Origin of the sequence: Pacificoceanicola algae (genome assembly GCF_049341065.1) — a bacterium.
Taxonomy (GTDB): domain Bacteria; phylum Pseudomonadota; class Alphaproteobacteria; order Rhodobacterales; family Rhodobacteraceae; genus Pacificoceanicola.
Map to the genome: position 1 here is coordinate 418,773 of NZ_JBMPIX010000001.1, position 18,792 is coordinate 437,564.

Below are 18,792 nucleotides of genomic sequence, written 5' to 3' on the forward strand. Positions count from 1 at the left end.
GACGCTCTAATTTATTGATATCACGGGCCTTTGGCCCTTAGGTCCGTCCTCCACGTTTCTGGCGCTTAGCCGTAGACAGCTTCGTGAGCGATGCGGCGCGCGTCACCCGGAAAGATACCCAGATCCTGGGCTACATCCTGCGGCATGTTGCGGATTTCATGGACGGTGCGGTTGTATTGCGCGCGCTTTTCCATCCGGACGCGGACAGTGTTGAAGAAGTTGTTCATGGAAAATCTCCTGTTCCATTAGGTGTTTCCGTTTCTGGTACCGCAAACATAGGAATTGCTGCAGTGCAGAACAATTGCCGCTTTGGTCAAGCCGCATTGCAGAAAACGCATGGAACCTACTGGCTTGGTTAAGCGTTCATCGGTCCTTGGATCAGCCCTGTATGAGAGCTAATCAAAAATTTACCACCCTTCGGTTAACCTTAAAAAATCATGAGGCGTATGAGTCGTGGCATCGGGCCGGGGCAGCAGCCTCGCAAGGATGGAGAGTGTCATGCACATTGGATATGCTGCGGCCCTTCCCTTGACACGGACGCCGGGCCGGGGGGCGGCGACGGTGCAGGAAGTGGCCATGGTTCAAACCGGGCGCGCAGAGGCGGTTCTCAAGCCGCCGGTGCCAGTCGCAACGCAGTGTTTGCCAATGCTCGGGGGCAAAAGCCTGCCTGCAGCGACCGCTCAGGCGGCGTCGGCCTATCGGGCGGCAAAAGGGGCTGTCTCGGTCGATTGAGCGGACGCCGCACAAACGAAAAAGGGCCGCGTGTTGCGGCCCTTTGTGGTTTTTGGAAAGTCTGACGCCTCAGATCAACTTGCCCATGGCAACAGCCGTGTCGGACATCCGGTTGGAAAAGCCCCATTCGTTGTCGTACCAGGTCAGGATACGGACCATGGTGCCGTCCATGACCTTGGTCTGATCGGTGTGGAAGATCGACGAATGCGGGTCGTGGTTGAAGTCCGAGCTGACCAGCTTTTTGTCGGTATAGCCGAGAATGCCTTTCAATGGGCCATTGGCGGCCGCACGGATGGCATCGTTTATTTCTTCGACCGTGGTGGCGCGGGCTGCCTCGAATGTCAGGTCCACAACCGAAACGTTGGGCGTGGGCACGCGGATTGCGACGCCGTCCAGCTTGCCGTTCAGTTCCGGCAGCACCAGACCCACAGCCTTGGCCGCACCGGTCGAGGTCGGGATCATCGACAGCGCCGCGGCGCGGGCGCGATACAGATCCTTGTGCATGGTGTCCAGCGTCGGCTGGTCGCCGGTGTAGCTGTGGATCGTGGTCATGAAGCCTTTCACGATCCCAACGCTGTCGTTCAGAACCTTGGCAACAGGCGACAGGCAGTTGGTGGTGCACGAAGCGTTCGAGACCACGATATCGTCCGAGGTCAGCACATTGTCGTTCACGCCGAAAACGATGGTCTTGTCGGCATCGGTGCCGGGGGCCGAGATCAGAACGCGGCTTGACCCGTTTTCTAGGTGCGCCTTGCAGGCGTCCTTGGAGGTGAAGATCCCGGTGCATTCCATCACCACGTCCACATCCGACCAGGGCAGATCGGCGGGGTTGCGCATTGCGGTCACCTTGATCGGGCCACGGCCTACATCGATGCTGTCATCCGTGGTCTTGACCTCGACCGGGAAACGTCCGTGCACGCTGTCGTACTGCAGCAGGTGCGCGTTTGTCTCAACGGGCCCAAGATCGTTGATCGCCACCACTTCGATATCGGTGCGGCCGGATTCGATGATCGCGCGCAGCACATTGCGTCCGATACGCCCAAAACCGTTGATTGCAACCTTGACTGTCATGGAATTCTCCCTTCGTGCCGATTGGCCAATGTGTGGGTGTTAACGCTAACAACCAAAGGCGGGGCAAAATGTCAACGCCGTGGTGACGCCGCGCCGCCAATTTTTCGAATAAACCAGAGCTTAGCGCCAGAAGGCCAGCCAGTCGATCAGGACAAACATCTTTTTACCCAGAAACAAAAAGTGTTCGGATCCAAATGCCAGATAGTCCACCATCAGGGCGGCGACGATCACGATCCCCAGAATGATGGCAAGTTTGTTGGTCATGGCAGCTCCGGTACTTTTGCGAAGTCATGCCAGAGCGGGCGGGCGCTGTCACCCCGAAGTTGCATGGCTTTTGGCAGTATAGGGTGCCGGATCGAAAGGCTTTGCGGATTGCATCAGGTCTTCGACAAAAAGTCCCAGCAGCGCGCCGCGTCCGGTGACACCGGCCTTGCGGTAGATGGCGCCAAGCTGCGCTTTGACGGTGCCCTCAGCCGTACCCCGCAGCGCCGCGATTTCCGCGATGTTCATGCCTTTCAATGAAAACATGGCCACGTCGGCCTCGGAGGGGGTCAGTCCCCAGTCGCGAAACCGCTCTTCCATGATGTCCTGGAACGCGCCGGCGGCGATGGAGACCTGCGATTCAAGATGGGCTTTGCGGCGCAGTAACTGCTGCAGGAACCGAACCTCGACGCCAACGGCGGCGATCAAGGCAAGGGCAGCAAAGGTTTCGATGACAAAGTGAATGTCGTGAAAGGGAGGCCATGCAAGGTCCAGCCCATCCTCGGCCACGTCAAACAGGAAAAACCCTGCGCAGAGGATTTGACCAATGATCAGGATCATCAATGCCAACGGAGCGTTCTTGATATCGCGTGTCATGCGGCCCCTGATAGGGGGGCGGACGATCTTTTGACAGCGCTCAGACTCGCGCGCGGCAGTTTGACGCCGACTTCCGGCGCCATTCCGACACCGGATCAGGCGGCCTGGGCGGGTTTCGCCCGGTGCAGCATGCCAAACAGGTCGCGCGGGTCGTCAGGATCAGCCAGCAGGTCAAGCGGCAGGTTCAGCCCGGTCTCCAGGGCCTTTGTGTGCACATACCGCAGGGCGCTGAAATCCTCGATGGCAAAGCCCACGCTGTCGAACAGGGTGATCTGTTGGCTGGTCTCGCGCCCTTTGGCGGCGCCGGAGATGACCTGCCAAAGTTCGGTGACCGGGTGATCAGGGGCAAGTTGCTGGATCTCGCCTTCGATGCGGGTCTGCTCGGGGTATTCAACGAAAATATCGGCGCGGGTCAGGATGCCCGAAGCCAGCTCGGTCTTGCTGGGGCAATCGCCGCCGATGGCGTTCAGATGCACGCCGGGGCCAACCATGTTGTCGCTCAGGATCGTGGCGTTCTTCTTGTCTGCGGTGCAGGTGGTGACGATCTGCGCGCCTTCCATGGCCTCTTGGGCCGAGGCGCAGGGGATCACGGTCAACCCCGTTCCGCGCAGGTTCGCGGCGCATTTGACCGTTGCGGCGGCGTCGGTGTCGTAAAGCCGCACCGTGTCGATCCCGACCAGCGCCTGCATCGCAAGGCACTGGAATTCCGACTGGGCGCCATTGCCGATCATCGCCATGACCCGCGCGCCCTTGGGGGCAAGATATTTCGCCGCGACGGCGGACATGGCGGCTGTGCGCAGCGCCGTGAGCAAGGTCATTTCCGACAGCAGGAGCGGATAGCCCGTGTCCATGTCCGCCAAAAGCCCAAAGGCCGTCACGGTCTGAAGCCCGTCGCGCGTGTTCTTGGGGTGGCCGTTGACGTATTTGAACGCGTAATGCGTTTCATCGGCGGTCGGCATGAGCTCGATCACGCCAACCTCGGAATGGGCGGCGACGCGGGGCGTCTTGTCGAAACATTCCCAACGGCGGAAATCTTCTTCGATACAGGCCGCGATGCCGGTGATCATCTCTTGCAGGCCGATACGGTGGATCAACTGCATCATGTGATCGACCGAGACAAACGGAACGAGGGCTTTGTGCGAGGGGGTCATGGAGGGCTCCTTGGGATGAGCGGCGTTTGAATTCGGTGATAACCGGTCAGGTCATAGAAGGCGCGGCGTCGGACGGTCAAAGACCCGACGACCAAGGGCCGAGGCGCAAAGATCGACCATGACCTGAGCCGTGCGCCCGCGCTCATCCAGCATCGGGTTGAGCTCAACCAGATCCATCGAGGTCATCAATCCGCTGTCGTGGATCATCTCCATGACTAGATGTGCCTCGCGCACCGTGGCGCCGCCGGGAACGGTGGTGCCAACGGCGGGGGCGATGCTCGGGTCCAGAAAGTCCACGTCGAGCGAGACATGAAGGGCGCCGCCAGCCTGCGCGACAAGGGTCAGGAAAGGCGCCAGAAGGGCCTTGATGCCATGCTCGTCGATGGCCCGCATGTCGTGGCGGTGGATGTCCGTCGCCTCCAGCGCGGCGCGTTCAGCATCATCGACCGAGCGCAGGCCAAGGATACAAAGGTTCTCTTGCGGTACGGGATGCGGGACGGCGGGGAAGGCGTCAAAGCCCGGCTGTCCCGTGACATAGGCCAGCGGCGTGCCGTGCAGATTTCCCGACTGGGTGGTTGTCGGCGTATGGAAATCCGAATGCGCATCAAGCCAAAGGACAAACTGCGGACGGCCCTGTGCGGCGGCATGCGCGGCAACCCCGTGCACCGTGCCAAGGCTGAGCGCGTGATCTCCTCCCAAAAAGATCGGCAGGCCGTCGTCCATGGCGGCACGGGCAGCGGAACTCAGCGCCTGTGTCCAGGCGACGGTTTGGGGCAGGGCAAAAAGATGCGCTTGATCCTGGGTCGTGCTGGCAGCTGGCGTGACATTGCCCAGATCCCTGACCGAATGGCCAAGGTCGCGCAGCGCGCCCTCGATCCGGGCGGTGCGATAGGCATCCGGCCCCATAAGACAGCCTTGGCGCGTTTTGCCGCTGTCGACGGGCGCGCCGACCAGAAGGATGGATTTGCTCATGTCGTAAGTCCTGTTCGCAAGTGTTGATGCAATCTCTTCCCGATTTGCGCAGGGGTTAAGCGTGCAATTTGCACTAAACGGGGATATGTTGTGCAAAACGGAGGGGGTAAATGTCCGAATTGGATGATGTGGATCACCGGCTGATCGCTGCGCTGCGCCATGACGCACGGGCGGCGCTGTCTGATCTGGCGGTTCAACTGGGGCTTTCGCGTACCACGGTGCGCGCTCGAATTGAACGGCTGCGCGCGGCAGGGGTCATACTGGGCTTTTCGGTGGTGCTGAAGGAGGACGTGACCGCCGATCCCGTGCGCGCCTTGATGATGATCGGGATCGAAGGGCGCGGCGCCGACCGGATCAAGCGGCAGATCATGGGGCTCCCGCAGGTCCGTGCGGTGCATTCCACCAACGGACGATGGGATGTCATTGTCGAGCTTGGCGCCAGCAGTCTTGAGGCGCTTGACCAGGTTCTGGACAGAATTAGGCGGTTTGAAGGGGTGGCGACCTCAGAAACCTCGCTTTTGCTGTCGACACGGCAGCCAGGGCGCTAAGTTCCGCTTATGACGCCTATTTTCATCGGTTCAAGGATCTATCGCGGCTCCAGCTACGGGCGCCTGCATCCGCTTTCCATCGAGCGGGTCCCGACGGTGATGGATCTTTGCAAGGCGATGGGTTGGCTGCCCGAGGCGCAATATCGCACCTCGCCGCGCGCCAAACCTTCGGCGTTGCGCAGTTTTCACACCGAGGAGTATCTGGCGGCTTTGGTAAGGGCCGAAACGCAGGGCGAGGTAAGCGATCAGGTGGCGCAGCGCCACGGGCTGGGCACGCTGTCCAACCCGGTATTCCCCGAGATGTTCCGTCGTCCGGCCACCGCCGCTGGTGGCGGGCTGCTGGCGGCCGAATTGGTGGCGCGCGGGGGCGTCGTCTACAATCCCGGTGGCGGCACGCATCACGGCTTTGCGGATCGCGCGGCCGGATTCTGCTATCTGAACGAACCAGTTCTGACGATTCAGCGGCTTTTGGCGATGGGTCTGGAGCGGGTGGCTTATGTCGACATCGACGCACATCACTGCGACGGGGTCGAGGCTGGATTTGCCGGGTCTGAAAATGTGCGGATGATTTCCGTCCATGAGGAGCAGCGCTGGCCCTTTACCGGCGCGCTGAAGGAGGACGCCGGTGGCGCCGCGGTCAACCTGCCTGTGCCACGCGGATTTCACGACGATGACTTCGCCCTTGTTCTGAACGAGTTGATCTTGCCTGCGGTACAGGATTTCGCCCCTGACGCGATTTTCCTGCAATGTGGGGCGGATGCGCTGGCCGAAGACCCTTTGTCCCGGCTGGCGCTGTCGAACAATGCGCACCGCTCCGCCATCCGGGCGCTGCGCGACTTGGCGCCCCGGCTGATTGTCTCGGGCGGCGGGGGATACAACCCTTGGTCCGTCGGGCGCTGCTGGAGCGGGGTCTGGGCCGAGATTGCCGGGTTTGACATCCCTGACCACCTGCCGGATGCAGCTGGCGCGCTCTTGCGTGGGTTGCACTGGCATCGCAAGGGACAGCCCGCCCCGGACATGCTGACAACGCTCAAGGATAAGCCACGCGGCGGGCCAATCCGGGACGAGGTTCGGGATCGGGTCGCGCAGCTTCGCGCGCGGGTGCTTGGTTGAATTTTCCGAAGGTTGGAGCGGGTAACGGGAATCGAACCCGTAACTAAAGCTTGGGAAGCTGCCGTGATACCTTTTCACCATACCCGCCGCTGAGACTTTATCTAGCGAGGGCGCGGGACCAGTGCAAGAGCCTGCCCGCGCCGCATTGGCGAAAATCCGATGCGGCGGGGCGCTTTCACAGCCCTTTAACCGCGCCGCCTGCGTCTGCGTCCGCCGCCTTCGCCATCGCCGCCACCGGTGTTGAAGCTGACATGCGGCAGCTGCGTGATCTTGCCAAGTTCCGGGAAAGGATCGGTGGCATGGGGGATGGCGTTGGCGTTGACAAAGTGTTCCTGAAAACGCGGCTCGATGGCGGTTTCTACCTTGGTGATCTCGCCCACAACGCGTTCAACCTCGCGGCGTGCGGCGACATTGCACAGCGCGATGCGCGCGCCGGTGCCCGCAGCGTTGCCCGCGCTGGTGACCTTGTCCAAAGGCACGTCGGGGATCATCCCCAGCACCATGGCGTGCAGCGGCGAGATATGGGCGCCGAAGGCTCCGGCCAGCACCACGCGGTCGACCTTGTCGACATTGCGTTCGTCCATCAGCAGGCGGGCGCCGGCGTAGAGCGCGGATTTTGCCAATTGGATGGCGCGAATATCGCCTTGTGTCACGGTGATGCGTGGGCCGCCTTCGGCGCTTGCGTCGTGAATCAGATAGGCGTGGGTGCGGCCCTCGGGGATGCAGCGCTCGGTGCCGGTTTGCGCGGCGCTGCCGATCAGGCCAGAGGGGTCGACAAGTCCTGCGATACGCATCTCGGCCACCGCCTCGATGATGCCCGAGCCGCAGATGCCGGTGATCCCGGTCTGCGCGGTTTCTTCCCAAAAGCCGTCCTCGTCCGACCACTTGTCGCAGCCGATCACCCTGAAACGCGGGTCTTTCGTGATTGGGTCGATGCGGATTGCCTCGATCGCGCCGGGGGCGGCGCGCTGGCCGGAACTGATCTGCGCACCTTCAAAGGCCGGGCCGGTGGGCGAGGAACAGGCCAGCACACGGGTCTTGTCACCCAGCAGGATCTCGGCATTGGTGCCGACGTCCACGACCAGCACAAGATCTTCGCTCTTGCCCGGCTCTTCGCTCAGCGCCACGGCGGCGGCGTCGGCGCCGACATGGCCAGCAATGCAGGGCAGGATATAGATTTGCGCGCTGGCGGGCAGGGCGGCAAGGCCAAGTTCCACCGCAGTCAGGTTCAACGCGTCCGATGTCGCCAGCGCAAAGGGGGCCTGGCCCAGTTCCACTGGATCAATGCCAAGCAGCAGATGATGCATGACCGGATTGCAGACAAAGACTGTCTCAAGGATCAACCCGGTGTCGATGCCCGCCTCGGCGGCGATTTCACGCGTCAGCGCGTCAAGGGCTTCGCGCACGGCGCGGGTCATTTCCACGTCGCCGCCGGGGTTCATCATGGCATAGGACACCCGGCTCATCAGGTCTTCGCCAAAGCGGATCTGCGGGTTCATGATCCCGGACGATGCTTTGACCTCGCCGGTTTCAAGGTTGGTCAGATGCGCTGCGATGGTGGTTGATCCAAGGTCAATCGCCAGCCCGAAAATGCCGGCTTCGTGCAGGCCGGGCCAGACGGCGGTGATGCGCGGCGCGGCGCCATCTGCCGTGTGCAGGGCAACGGTGATCTTCCAATCGCCCTTGCGCAGCACCTTTTGCAGCCCCGGGATCACCGCAAAGCTGGCCTGGACATCGTCGATGCCCCATTGCTCTTTCAGCGCACGGGCCACGCGTTCCAGATCGCCGGTGGGTTCGTGCATGTCCGGCTCGAGCACCTCGACGTAGTAAAGGCGCGTGGCCGGGTCCATTTCGATCACCCGGGCGCTGGCGGCCTTGCGCACGACCTGGCGGTGGACCTGAGATTCAGGTGGCACATCAATCACAACATCGCCCTGAACGGTTGCCTGACAGCCCAAACGTCGCCCCGGTTTCAATCCGCGCTTGTCGTCATAGCGCTGTTCGACCGCGTTCCATTCGGACAAGGCAGTCTCGGCCACATGCAGACCATGCTTGGGAAAATCGCCATACGACGGTGTGATCTGGCATTTGGAACAGATGCCTCTGCCACCGCAGACAGAATCAAGATCGACCCCAAGCTGTCGCGCCGCGGTCAGCACCGGTGTGCCAACTGCAAAGCGCCCGCGTTTGCCGGATGGGGTAAAGATGACGAGGGGATCGGTGCTCATGCCATTGTCCTGCTTTCGCGCGTTTGTGGGGAACATACGCGCGCGCGCTGGAATGGAAAGGCGGCAGACGTCATTCCAATGTCAAAACACGCCATAAGGGCCCTAAAGCTCTCCTATTTTGTCAGAATCCGGCGTGGCGGTCTATTCCTGCCCCAGCCAGCGCAGGATTTCGCCCCGGTTGCCGTCAAGATCCGGCGCAGGGGCGCGTGTCGTCGCATCCGTCGCGTCTGACATCTTGATCGGATTGCCCGCCGCCTTGAAGGCCGCCCGCCCGTTTTTGTCCAATACGTCCACAACCATGTTGCGCGCCAGAATTTGCGGGTCTTTGAGCACCTGATCGACGCTTTGGATTGGCCCCGTGGGAACGCCCGCAGCGGTCAGCTTGGCAATCCAGTAGGAACGGGTATTGTCGAGTGTTACGGCTTCGACCAGCCGCTTGAGAAGGCGGGCGTGTTTGCAGCGCTCCGCGTTGGTGGCAAAGCGTTCGTCGCCGACCAGCGGCAGGTTCAGCGTGATGCAGAGCTTTTCGAACAGTTTGTCATTGCCCGCCGCGATCACGAACAACCCGTCCGAGGCATGAAAGGTCTCGAATGGGGTGATTGACGGGTGGCGCGCGCCCGAAGGTACGGGCGGTTTCCCGGTTATGGTCGTGATGGCGATGGCATGTTCGAGAATGGCCAACTGACTATCCAGCATCGAGACGTCGATCTTGCGGCCCTTGCCGGTTTTTTCGCGATCATATAGCGCGGCCAGAACGCCCTGCGCCAGAAACATTCCCGCCACGATATCGCCGATCGAAGCACCGACGCGCACCGGATCACGGTCTTTTTCGCCGGTGATGGACATCACGCCGCCGCGCGCCTGAACCACCATGTCATAGGCCGGACGCTTGGCATCCGGGCCAGTGTGACCAAACCCCGAAACCGCGCCGTAGATCAGCCGGGGATAGCGTTGGTGCAGGCTTTCATAGCCATAGCCCATCCGCTCCATCACGCCGGGGCGGAAATTTTCCAGAATGATGTCGGCGCGGGCCAGCAGGATTTCGAAAATGGCGCAGTCGTCTTCGTTCTTCAGGTTGAGGGCGATCGACTTTTTACCGTGGTTGATGGCGGCGAAATAGGCGCTTTTGCCATCCTTGAAGGGCGGAAAGGCGCGGGTGTCGTCACCGCCGTCGGGACGCTCAACCTTGATGATCGTTGCGCCCATATCGGCCAGTGTCATGGAACAATAGGGACCGGCAAGAACGTGGGTGAGATCAAGGACCATAAGGCCAGAGAGAGGCAGGGCCATAGTTGAATTCCCGAGTTTTGTGATTTGACTGCTCGCGCACAGAAGACCGCGCCGGGCCTTTGGCGGCAAGGGCCAAATTGTCCGATACGCGGGTTTCTGCGCTGCCGGCCGGGAGGTGATCCAAATGTGCGCTTCCGCGCGCTGTTTTTCAGCAAGTGGAAAGGCGACGACAACGTCAGGACGTTGGGTTTCGGTCTGGCCGGGGAGCCTTGGGCAGGGCGTTTCGACGCGATCTAAACCCGCCGGTCAGCGGGCGGTTGAGCGCGCATGAAACACAAAGCCCAGCAGGTTCATCAAAAGTTGCGCCGCGAGGATCGAGGTTGATCCGGTGGGGTCGTAGTCCGGCGCCACTTCGACGAGGTCGATGCCGACGATGTCGTGATGGCGGGTGACCTCTTGCAGCAGCTCCAGCACTTCATAATAGAGGAACCCGCCGTGGCTGGGTGTTCCGGTTCCCGGAGCGATCGAGGGGCAGAAACCGTCAATGTCGATGGTGATGTAGACCGGAGTGCCCTTGGGCAGGCGTGCGGCGGTGCCTTGCGGGCCAAGCTTGCGCATTTGCCGCACGGACAGAATGTCAGAGCCCATGGCGCGGGCGGCATCATAGCCTTCTTTCGCAGTGGAACTGACGTTGCGGATGCCGACCTGCGTGAGGCCTGTGACCCAAGGCTTTTCAGCGGCGCGGCGCATCGGGTTGCCGTGGCCTCGTGTGACACCGTGGCGTTTGTCGACGAAATCCAGATGCGCGTCGATTTGCAACACGTGGAAGGGCGGGCGGCCCTCGTAGGCTTCGATGCAAGGGATGTTGATCGAGTGATCGCCGCCGATGACCACGGGCAGGGCTCCTGCGGTCAAGGCCGCCTCGACACCCGCGCGGATATTGGTGTGGCTCTGCAAGGTGTCTGTATGCACGATATCCGCGTCGCCCATGTCGACGATGCGGACCTCTTCGCCCAGATAGGTGGCGTCATCCTCGTGGTCATAGGCGCCCGCATGGCCGAAGGAAAACAGGGTCGAGGCTTCGCGCACGCCGCGTGGGCCAAACCGCGCGCCCGCCCGCCACTGGGTGCCCGCGTCAAAGGGTGCGCCAAGGATGGCAGCGTCGGCCTCGATCGTCGTCCAGTCCCCGACATAGGGTTTCTTGGCAAACGTGCAGATCCCGGTGAACGGCAGATTCAGACGCCCGCTCTCATACCCATGGCTCATGGCAAACCTCCTGTTTTGCCTCAAGGTGCGCTGCGCGAAAGGAATGAACAAGCCCGTCGCTTCATCTTGTCAAAAATACCCCGGGGGAGGCGCTCCGCAGGAGTGACGGGGGCAGCGCCCCCATTTCCTGAGCGGTTACAGATGAAATTGACAGGGGCCGAAAATCGGGCGCTGTAAAATCAATGGGTTATGGGGTGGTCAGTTACAGAGGTTTTGACAGTTTCGGCCTCAAAAGGCTCATTCAACGCCGCTTTGAGAAATGATGGGCATTGAAAAGAAACGATTTTTTAGAGCATATCATGGGCGATTTTGCCCATGACCATGATTGTCACGCACCTTCGAGAAACTCGAATAGCTCGTCTTCACTGCGACCTTCCAGGTCTTGGCAAACAAGCAAGGCGGCATCCTCCAAGTCAATATCATGCAGCGCCGCCATTTCAAACGCACGGTTCTCAAATTCATCCGCCAACGACGGTACCCGTTGAGACCACCAAAGGAGTGCTTCGTTCTCAGAAGCAAAACGGCCGGACGTCCTCAGATGGCCGAACAGCCACAGGATTGGAATGTAGCTGAACCATCCTGACGCCCCCTGTGGTGCCACTGTCCGTTTCAAAGAAGCGGACGGCAATATCTGGTCTGCTGGTATTCCTTCGACGGCCCAAAGCCGCTCCAGTACTTCATGGCTCGGAAGCCGCCGTCCCGCCTCGTAGTTCGACCATGTCGTACGCGCCAACCCAAGCGCTTTGGAAAATTCAGCAAGCGTTCGGTCACCCCTTACTTCTCGAAGCTTTGCACCAATGCCACGCATTGTTTCGCTATCGAAAATTCTTCTTGATGTTTTCATTAGCGTGACATACCTGTACTATAGTTTCGCTATCGTGTAACATTGGGGCGTACCGTGGAGCAACCTAATTCCAAAGGGTGGAAGCCCGAACAAGTTAATCTTGTGCGCCGTCAATTCGAGGCAGAAGGCATCTCGATTGCCGACTGGGCAAAGCTACGTGGGTACAACCCGAGGACAGTCTACGCCGTTATGCAAGGCGCGCTGGCATGTAAGCGCGGTATCAGTCATCAAATCGCTGTAGATCTTGGTCTAAAAAAACTACCAGAAGCATCACGGTTGCCCGGCGTGATCTTGCATCGCAAGGCGTCATAAATGCAGACGACGCCAAAGGATTTACCAAATCTGGACGCACCATTGGTCTCCGTTACCATGTTGCTCGGAGTTGGGCGCATTCCAAGTGATCGAAAAGCGGCTGGCCGATGGCTCAATAGCCAATGTGTGCCTATCTACCACGACAAGACAGATGGACGGCTTCCAGAGTTCGTTTCAGTAGTTGACCTGCCAGAAGACGTTCGCGCGGCCTACCTTACGCAGCTTGCCCAAGAAGCCTGCATCGACCCCGGTCACTATGACGACGCAGCGCACCTTCGACTTTCGCAGGCTCCGAGTAGTACGCAGGAGCGCGCGTATGACCGTGCTTCAAAGCTGCTCTTTATCGTCAAGCATGAGCAGGTTGGCATGAGTTGGCCGCAAATCGAAAAGGCGGGCAAGAAAGAGTTCCGAGACTTCCCGGTGCGCAACTCGATGAAGAATTGGAAGGCCCTGACCGAAGGCATTGACCCGGCGAACTGGGCACCGGCTCTGCAACCGGGATGGTGTGGCGGCAGCGAACCGGACCCTGTTTCGCCAGCAGCTTGGGAAATGCTCTGTAGCTGCGTCTATTTCGGCGGCAAAAATGGAACGCGCCTCCCGCTCAAGGAAGCCTATCATTTAGTTGCTGGGATCGCGGCGGACAAAGGCTGGGATTGGCCTGAGCTGCACACAATCCGGCGGCGCTGGACGGCAATGAACCCGATCGAGCGCCTTGCTATCGAGTTGGGCGAAGAGCGCGCGGAAGCCATGCTTCGCCTGTCGCAAACGCAGACCGCGCGCCACATGCTGGCCAACGATTTGTGGGACGGTGACGGACGGGAATTCAAGGTTCGCTGCATCTGGCCTGATGGCTATGTGGGTTGCCCCGTGGTCGTCGCACTGGTGGACCGCGCCAGCCGAAAGAAAGTCGGTTTTGCGGTGGGTAAGTCCGAGAATGCGGACGTGACCGAGGCGGCTGTGACCGTCGCTTGTGAGACCAATGGACGCCCGATAAAAATCAGGTTCGATAATGGCGGGGCCTTCAATTCAAAGCGCATCGCGGGCGGGAAGCATCCGTTTTTCAAGCGGAAGCAGATGAAGAACCCCGATTGGAAGGTGCCGGGCGTCCTCTCCATTCTGCAAATCGAGCTGGCAAATACCGGCATCGCTGCGAAGAAAAGCAACTTGCAAGAAAACGTGTGGTCGCATCTACGGAAGGTGGACAACCATCCTCTGTTCTATCGCGCACAGCGCCCCGGCCCAAATGACCCTGAGGTCGGGCAAGGCGCGCCCGTGCCCATCGACCTCTTCGAGAAGGTTCTTGCCAAGGCAGTTGCCGATCTGAACGCGGCGACGGACAACCGGGTGAAGGACCTGCGCAAGGGCGAGAGCCGTGCAATGGCGTTTGAACGGCTGTTGAAGGATCGCCCCGCGCGTGTTGTCACGCCGCTGATGAAGCGCCGCCTTGGCATGGTCTGGAAACCGAAGACGGTCCAGCCGGACGGGCGTATCCGGTTCGACAAGGGGTTCTTCGGGGATGCCACCACGCAAGGTGTGATGCTGAACTTCGTCGGCAAGCAAGTGCTTGTCGGGTTCAATCCGAATGACTTCACCGCGCCCGCCATGGTCTGCACATGGGAAGGCAGCGATGAACCTGGGCGGCTGTTGCTGGAAACCCTGCCGAACGTGGAGGAAACCGCGCATGGTAGCGAGGAAGGGCGGCGGGCGGCGCTGACGGAGAAGCGCCGGATCAACAAGATCCTCAAAGGCCTGGGCATGAAGTATTCGGACGAGAAGCGGGAAGAACTGCGGGTTCTCCTGCTGGCGCAGATGCGCAACCCGGAACCGGCACGGAACGTGTCCGGCGAGAAGGTTGTCGAACTGCCGCGCCGGGAAGCCTTCGTGCCCGAGGTCGAAAAGGTCGAGACAGCGGTTTCTTACGTGACTGACGAGAGATTGAGGAACCTTGCAGAAGCGACAGCCCGTCGCCAAGCGGAGCGGTTCTGAGATGGTCGGGCGGTGCTGGAACACCGACCCGACCGATAGCAGCGGGCGCAAGCCCAACAAACAGGAGAAAGACATGACAGGAAATGTCACACAGATCAAGCGGGAGGAGCCAGTGAGGTTGCCGCACTTTGTGGAAACACCATCCTCACGCGCTATGCTTCTTGCTTTGCGCAGGGCGCGAGCGCGGTCACGCCTGACTATGATAATCGGCGGCAGCGGCGTTGGAAAGAGCCGCACAATGTGGAAATTCAAGACAGAAGCGCGGGACACACTGGTTTCCGAGGCACGCGCTCAAGAGGGTGGCGCATGGAACCTCGCTTATCGGCTTTGTGAGCTTTTGGACATGCCGGAGCCGAATTCGCGCAACATGCCGAAAACTGGCCACGAGATTGCCGAGGAGATTGGTCCAGGCGGTTTCGTAATCATCGATGAGGCGCAGTACCTTGTTCAGGAAAACGCGCGGGGGCCTGATAATTGGGGCGCTGTAGAATGGTTTCGCGGCGTTGCAGAAGCAGGCCATTTTGGCGCGGCCTTTATTGGCGACAAGCGATTGGCGAACAGTTTTAAGGATGCGGCGCAATTGCCGAGGCGGACAGGAGCGCGAGAAATACGAATTCACCTCGTTGACCGAAGCCGAAAACCCGCATGTGTTCATGCACGATGAATATATTTACGGGGTCCGGGCTCGGGTGAATGCGGGCTTTGGCCTGTGGCAGCTTGCCTATGGCAGCACCGATACCCTGGACGAAGCGAACTACGCCGCCGCGCGCGCCGCGATGATGGGCTATCGCAGCAACAGCGGGCGGCTTTTGGGCGTGAAACCCAAGGTGCTTGTGGTGCCGCCCTCGCTCGAAGACGAAGCCCTGCACCTTCTCAATACTGAAAACAAGGACGGCGGCGGCTCCAACCCCTACAAGGGCACGGCTGAACTGATTGTCAGCCCGTGGCTTGAAGCGTAAGGCGGAGGATCGACCATGGGGCCGACCTTCACCGTCCAATGCGACAATGCGCTTCCCTACGCGCCCGACTGGGTGCAGCTCACGCCATTGGGGGCGATCACCGCGCGCGACGGGCGCAACTTTGTGGTGGACGATCCGGACGCCATTCTTGCCGCCTTTGCGGCTGGCGGGATTGATCTGCCGATTGACTACGAACACCAGAACGACAACCCCAAGGCCAAGCTTTCCGGACCTGTGCCAGCGGCGGGGTGGATCAAGGAACTTGCCACCCGTGCCGATGGTATTTGGGGCCGCGTCGAATGGACCGACCGCGCCAGCGCGATGATTGCCGCGCGCGAATACCGGTTTCTCAGCCCGACGCTGATTATCGAAAAGAACTCGGGTCAAGTGGCCTTGATCCGGGGAGCGGCGCTTGTCCACAACCCGGCGCTGCACATCAAGGCGCTTGCCGCACAGGAGGACACAATGCCCGATCCCACCACGCCAAAGACCGCGCCGGATATGACCGGCCTCATGGCCCGCCTTGCCAAGCTTGTTGGCTTGGACGAAGACGCCACCGAAGAAGACCTTTTTGCCGCGCTGCGGCAACGCCTGGACGGGGCCAATCCTGACCCAAGCAAATTCGCTCCCATCGAGGCCCTTCGAGAAGCGATGAATGACCGCAACAAGGAGCTTGCGACCTTCCGTGAAGAGCGCGCGCAACGCAAAGTCAACGACGCCTGGAATGCCGGATACCTGACCACGGGCGGCAAGGCATGGGCGCTGGAACTTTGCATGAAGGATGAGGCCAGCTTTGACGCCTTTATCGCCAATACCGCCCCGGCCTATGCGCACCTGACAACCTCTGTTGTCCCCAAGGGCATACCTGGCATGAGCAAGCCCGAGCATTCCGCCGAGGTCATGCTCTTGAGCGAACAGCTTGGGGTCACGCCGGAACGCCTGATAGGCGATTGATCGAAATGGGCGGCGGTCTCCACCCTTGCCGCCCTGTCGGCCCTGGCCATTGAAAGCCGGGGCGTGCGGGGGCCGGACCGGTCAGCAACATCCGGTCCTCGCAAAGCTATTTCAGGAGTGTCGCGCATGGTCGTGAAAGTAACTGTCACCAAAGACCTGTCCAGCGCAGTCGAATGAGCGCGCTTCCGGCCATAAGGTATCCGCGACACCCGGCCCATATTGACGCCTATGTCGAAGTCTTGGGGCCAAGTGTTGCCGTTCGTTTTCTGATTGCGTTTGGTGGCACGCCCCTCTACTTCCCGGATGATCCCTGCGGGCGCAGTCAGGCCGAGGCCCTGATTGGTGCCGCGCAATTGCGCGAGCTGAGCGCGCGAATGCCGTCGAACCGGGCCGAAGTGCCAATGCCGAAGAATTGGTTGATCCGGTCCCTTCATGCCGAGGGCCTTAGCGTCAGTCAGATTTGCCGAACTCTGAAAACCACCAGCACCAACGTCAAGCGCACCCTGCGCGACGCGAGGGCGAGATGAGCGGTGCGGCGGATCAACTGCGCCAATCCCTGCGCGAATTGCGCGCGGTCTCCGACGCCTTGTCCGGGGCGATGGACCGCGCTGAGGCCGCGCTTGAAACCCATTTTGAAGCCGGTGTTCAACAGCCTGTTCAACCGGCCATTGAAGGATTGCCTCCGCCCTGTGAACACCGCCGCCAGCACCGCCCCGGACGCCCCGCGATCATCGACAAAGACCCCGAGCTGCGCGCCTTCATCCTCGCCCGGATCAACCGCTTGACATTCCCCCAACTCGAAGCCGAAGTTGCCAATGCCTTTCCGCCTGAGCGCCGCGTCAAAAAGACGGCAATCAACGACTGGTGGAACAAACACCGCGACGCCCTCAGCCCGATTTTCCAACCGGAATAGTCCGGGAACTTCGAGCGTAGTCCGGTATCAAAACCCACTGTAAGCCCATGTCAGGATTAGCTGTAACTACACATTTCCGCCCTTTAGCCCTTTCCCCTCGGGATGATCCATGCAATAGGGACGTGCCAACCGATCCCCTCCAAAGGAGCCACCCCATGGAGATTCGTGAGGCCCTGACCTTCGATGACGTACTGCTTGTTCCCGGCGCATCCGATGTGCTTCCCAGCACCGCTGACACGCGCACCCGGGTAACCAAATCCATTGATCTCAACATCCCGCTCCTGTCCTCGGCCATGGACACGGTGACCGAGGCACGTATGGCCATCACCATGGCGCAGGCCGGCGGCATGGGGGTGATCCATAAGAACCTGAGCGCTGAAGAGCAGGCCCGTCAGGTCCGCCGGGTCAAACGGTTTGAGTCCGGCATCGTCTACAACCCCGTCACCCTGACCCCCGATCAAACCTTGGCAGACGCTAAGGCACTGACCGAGCGGTACGGCTTTACCGGCTTTCCGGTGGTCGACAAGGATCACCGGGTTGTCGGCATCGTGACCAATCGCGACATGCGGTTTGCCGAACACGATGACACGCCGGTCAAAGCCATGATGACGCACGAAAATCTGGCGATCCTGCGAGAACCGGCTGACCGTCCCGAAGCCATCGCCAAGATGAAGGAACGGCGCATCGAAAAGCTGCTGGTCACCGATGACACCGGCAAGCTGACCGGCCTTTTGACGCTGAAAGACACCGAACAGGCGGTGGTCAACCCGACTGCCTGCAAGGACGATCTGGGGCGGCTGCGTGTGGCGGCGGCCAGTTCGGTTGGCGACAGCGGCTTTGAGCGGACCGAGATGCTGATCGACAGCGGCGTGGACATCGTGGTGATTGACACCGCACATGGCCATTCGCGCGGCGTGATCGAGGCTGTGACCCGGGCCAAGCGCCTGTCGAATGGGGTTCAGATCATCGCGGGCAACGTGGCGACCTCCGAGGCGACGCGCGCCCTGATCGATGCCGGGGCCGATGCGGTCAAGGTCGGCATCGGGCCGGGCTCGATCTGTACCACGCGCATGGTGGCGGGGGTTGGTGTGCCGCAGCTGACGGCGATCATGGACTGCGCCTCGGCGGCGGGGGACGTCCCGGTGATCGCCGATGGCGGCATCAAGTTTTCCGGTGATTTTGCCAAGGCGATCGCGGCGGGGGCGTCCTGCGCAATGGTCGGCAGCATGATCGCTGGCACAGACGAATCCCCGGGCGAGGTGATCCTGTATCAAGGCCGTTCCTTCAAAGCCTATCGCGGTATGGGCAGCCTTGGCGCCATGGCGCGCGGCTCGGCTGACCGTTATTTCCAAAAGGACGCGGCAAGCGACAAACTGGTGCCCGAAGGGATCGAAGGGCAGGTGGCCTACAAAGGGTCTGCCGGGGCGGTCATTCACCAGTTGGTGGGCGGTCTGCGGGCGGCCATGGGCTATACCGGTTGCGCCACGGTCGAGCAGATGCGCGGTGGCTGCCGCTTTGTGAAGATTACAGGCGCCGGTCTCAAGGAAAGCCATGTTCACGACGTGCAGATCACCCGCGAAAGCCCGAACTACCGGATCGGCTGAAACGCAGCTTTGGAATGAAAAACGCCGGGGTCGCAAGGCCCCGGCGTTTCG

21 protein-coding genes and 1 tRNA gene are annotated in these 18,792 nt (G+C 60.8%); 11 read left to right on the top strand and 11 right to left on the bottom strand.

Annotated features, from left to right (window positions below; all coding sequences use genetic code 11):
• Nucleotides 1-65: 65 nt before the first annotated feature.
• The gene (locus ACOYQJ_RS01985; protein ID WP_422904318.1) at nucleotides 66-227 is read right to left on the bottom strand and encodes a hypothetical protein; all 162 of its coding nucleotides are present in this window, start codon (nucleotides 225-227) and stop codon (nucleotides 66-68) included.
• Between the two features lie 271 nt (nucleotides 228-498).
• Between ACOYQJ_RS01985 and ACOYQJ_RS01990 the strand changes: the two genes are divergently transcribed.
• A complete protein-coding gene (locus ACOYQJ_RS01990) occupies nucleotides 499-732 on the top strand; it encodes a hypothetical protein (protein WP_422904319.1) in 234 nt (77 codons plus the stop codon).
• Nucleotides 733-801: 69 nt separating this feature from the next.
• On the opposite strand, the gene gap is transcribed toward ACOYQJ_RS01990, so the two are convergent.
• The 5 genes from gap to rocF all read right to left on the bottom strand — a co-directional run bounded on the left by gap (nucleotide 802) and on the right by rocF (nucleotide 4,784).
• On the bottom strand, nucleotides 802-1,803 hold the full coding sequence (gene gap, locus ACOYQJ_RS01995; protein WP_422904320.1) for a type I glyceraldehyde-3-phosphate dehydrogenase: 1,002 nt from the start codon (nucleotides 1,801-1,803) through the stop codon (nucleotides 802-804).
• Nucleotides 1,804-1,923: 120 nt separating this feature from the next.
• Complete coding sequence (locus tag ACOYQJ_RS02000) at nucleotides 1,924-2,067, bottom strand: hypothetical protein (protein ID WP_422904321.1); 144 nt, start codon at nucleotides 2,065-2,067, stop codon at nucleotides 1,924-1,926.
• Nucleotides 2,068-2,115: 48 nt separating this feature from the next.
• Entirely contained in the window at nucleotides 2,116-2,661 is a 546-nt protein-coding gene (locus ACOYQJ_RS02005; protein WP_422904322.1) for a helix-turn-helix transcriptional regulator, read from the bottom strand.
• A gap of 95 nt (nucleotides 2,662-2,756) precedes the next feature.
• A complete protein-coding gene (ocd, locus tag ACOYQJ_RS02010; protein ID WP_422904323.1) occupies nucleotides 2,757-3,812 on the bottom strand; it encodes an ornithine cyclodeaminase in 1,056 nt (351 codons plus the stop codon).
• Between the two features lie 51 nt (nucleotides 3,813-3,863).
• On the bottom strand, nucleotides 3,864-4,784 hold the full coding sequence (gene rocF / locus ACOYQJ_RS02015; RefSeq protein WP_422904324.1) for an arginase: 921 nt from the start codon (nucleotides 4,782-4,784) through the stop codon (nucleotides 3,864-3,866).
• 119 nt (nucleotides 4,785-4,903) lie between these two features.
• On the opposite strand from rocF, the gene ACOYQJ_RS02020 reads away from it, so the two are divergent.
• Both ACOYQJ_RS02020 and ACOYQJ_RS02025 read left to right on the top strand, forming a co-directional pair.
• Complete coding sequence (locus ACOYQJ_RS02020) at nucleotides 4,904-5,332, top strand: Lrp/AsnC family transcriptional regulator (RefSeq protein ID WP_422904441.1); 429 nt, start codon at nucleotides 4,904-4,906, stop codon at nucleotides 5,330-5,332.
• Between the two features lie 9 nt (nucleotides 5,333-5,341).
• Nucleotides 5,342-6,445 carry an acetoin utilization protein AcuC gene (locus tag ACOYQJ_RS02025; protein ID WP_422904325.1) on the top strand — a complete coding sequence of 368 codons (1,104 nt, stop codon included), beginning with the start codon at nucleotides 5,342-5,344 and terminating at the stop codon, nucleotides 6,443-6,445.
• A 13-nt stretch (nucleotides 6,446-6,458) separates the two neighbouring features.
• Here the strand turns inward: ACOYQJ_RS02025 and ACOYQJ_RS02030 are convergent.
• The 5 genes from ACOYQJ_RS02030 to ACOYQJ_RS02050 form a co-directional block, all read right to left on the bottom strand.
• Nucleotides 6,459-6,532: transfer RNA gene (locus tag ACOYQJ_RS02030), tRNA-Gly, on the bottom strand.
• Between the two features lie 98 nt (nucleotides 6,533-6,630).
• Entirely contained in the window at nucleotides 6,631-8,673 is a 2,043-nt protein-coding gene (locus ACOYQJ_RS02035) for an ASKHA domain-containing protein (protein ID WP_422904326.1), read from the bottom strand.
• A gap of 141 nt (nucleotides 8,674-8,814) precedes the next feature.
• Nucleotides 8,815-9,963: a CaiB/BaiF CoA transferase family protein gene (locus ACOYQJ_RS02040; RefSeq protein ID WP_422904327.1), complete on the bottom strand. Its 1,149-nt coding sequence runs from the start codon at nucleotides 9,961-9,963 to the stop codon at nucleotides 8,815-8,817.
• Nucleotides 9,964-10,209: 246 nt separating this feature from the next.
• Nucleotides 10,210-11,169 carry an agmatinase gene (speB, locus tag ACOYQJ_RS02045; RefSeq protein WP_422904328.1) on the bottom strand — a complete coding sequence of 320 codons (960 nt, stop codon included), beginning with the start codon at nucleotides 11,167-11,169 and terminating at the stop codon, nucleotides 10,210-10,212.
• 328 nt (nucleotides 11,170-11,497) lie between these two features.
• On the bottom strand, nucleotides 11,498-12,013 hold the full coding sequence (locus ACOYQJ_RS02050; RefSeq protein WP_422904329.1) for a helix-turn-helix domain-containing protein: 516 nt from the start codon (nucleotides 12,011-12,013) through the stop codon (nucleotides 11,498-11,500).
• A gap of 102 nt (nucleotides 12,014-12,115) precedes the next feature.
• On the opposite strand from ACOYQJ_RS02050, the gene ACOYQJ_RS02055 reads away from it, so the two are divergent.
• The 8 genes from ACOYQJ_RS02055 to guaB all read left to right on the top strand — a co-directional run bounded on the left by ACOYQJ_RS02055 (nucleotide 12,116) and on the right by guaB (nucleotide 18,741).
• Nucleotides 12,116-12,325, top strand: coding sequence for a helix-turn-helix domain-containing protein (locus tag ACOYQJ_RS02055; protein ID WP_422904442.1), 210 nt, complete (start codon nucleotides 12,116-12,118; stop codon nucleotides 12,323-12,325).
• Nucleotides 12,326-12,691: 366 nt separating this feature from the next.
• Nucleotides 12,692-14,311: a transposase domain-containing protein gene (locus ACOYQJ_RS02060; RefSeq protein ID WP_422904330.1), complete on the top strand. Its 1,620-nt coding sequence runs from the start codon at nucleotides 12,692-12,694 to the stop codon at nucleotides 14,309-14,311.
• A gap of 73 nt (nucleotides 14,312-14,384) precedes the next feature.
• Nucleotides 14,385-14,975 (top strand): AAA family ATPase, encoded by a 591-nt coding sequence (locus tag ACOYQJ_RS02065; RefSeq protein ID WP_422904331.1) that lies wholly within the window; start codon nucleotides 14,385-14,387, stop codon nucleotides 14,973-14,975.
• A complete protein-coding gene (locus ACOYQJ_RS02070; protein ID WP_422904332.1) occupies nucleotides 14,965-15,270 on the top strand; it encodes a Mu-like prophage major head subunit gpT family protein in 306 nt (101 codons plus the stop codon). The genes ACOYQJ_RS02065 and ACOYQJ_RS02070 overlap by 11 nt, the downstream gene beginning before the upstream one ends.
• A 15-nt stretch (nucleotides 15,271-15,285) precedes the next feature.
• On the top strand, nucleotides 15,286-16,224 hold the full coding sequence (locus ACOYQJ_RS02075) for a phage protease (RefSeq protein ID WP_422904333.1): 939 nt from the start codon (nucleotides 15,286-15,288) through the stop codon (nucleotides 16,222-16,224).
• Between the two features lie 173 nt (nucleotides 16,225-16,397).
• Nucleotides 16,398-16,751, top strand: a complete 354-nt coding sequence (locus ACOYQJ_RS02080) for a helix-turn-helix domain-containing protein (RefSeq protein ID WP_422904334.1) — start codon at nucleotides 16,398-16,400, stop codon at nucleotides 16,749-16,751.
• Entirely contained in the window at nucleotides 16,748-17,137 is a 390-nt protein-coding gene (locus ACOYQJ_RS02085; protein WP_422904335.1) for a hypothetical protein, read from the top strand. Before ACOYQJ_RS02080 ends, ACOYQJ_RS02085 begins: the two co-directional genes overlap by 4 nt.
• Before the next feature lie 155 nt (nucleotides 17,138-17,292).
• A complete protein-coding gene (gene guaB, locus ACOYQJ_RS02090; RefSeq protein ID WP_422904336.1) occupies nucleotides 17,293-18,741 on the top strand; it encodes an IMP dehydrogenase in 1,449 nt (482 codons plus the stop codon).
• Nucleotides 18,742-18,792: the final 51 nt, after the last annotated feature.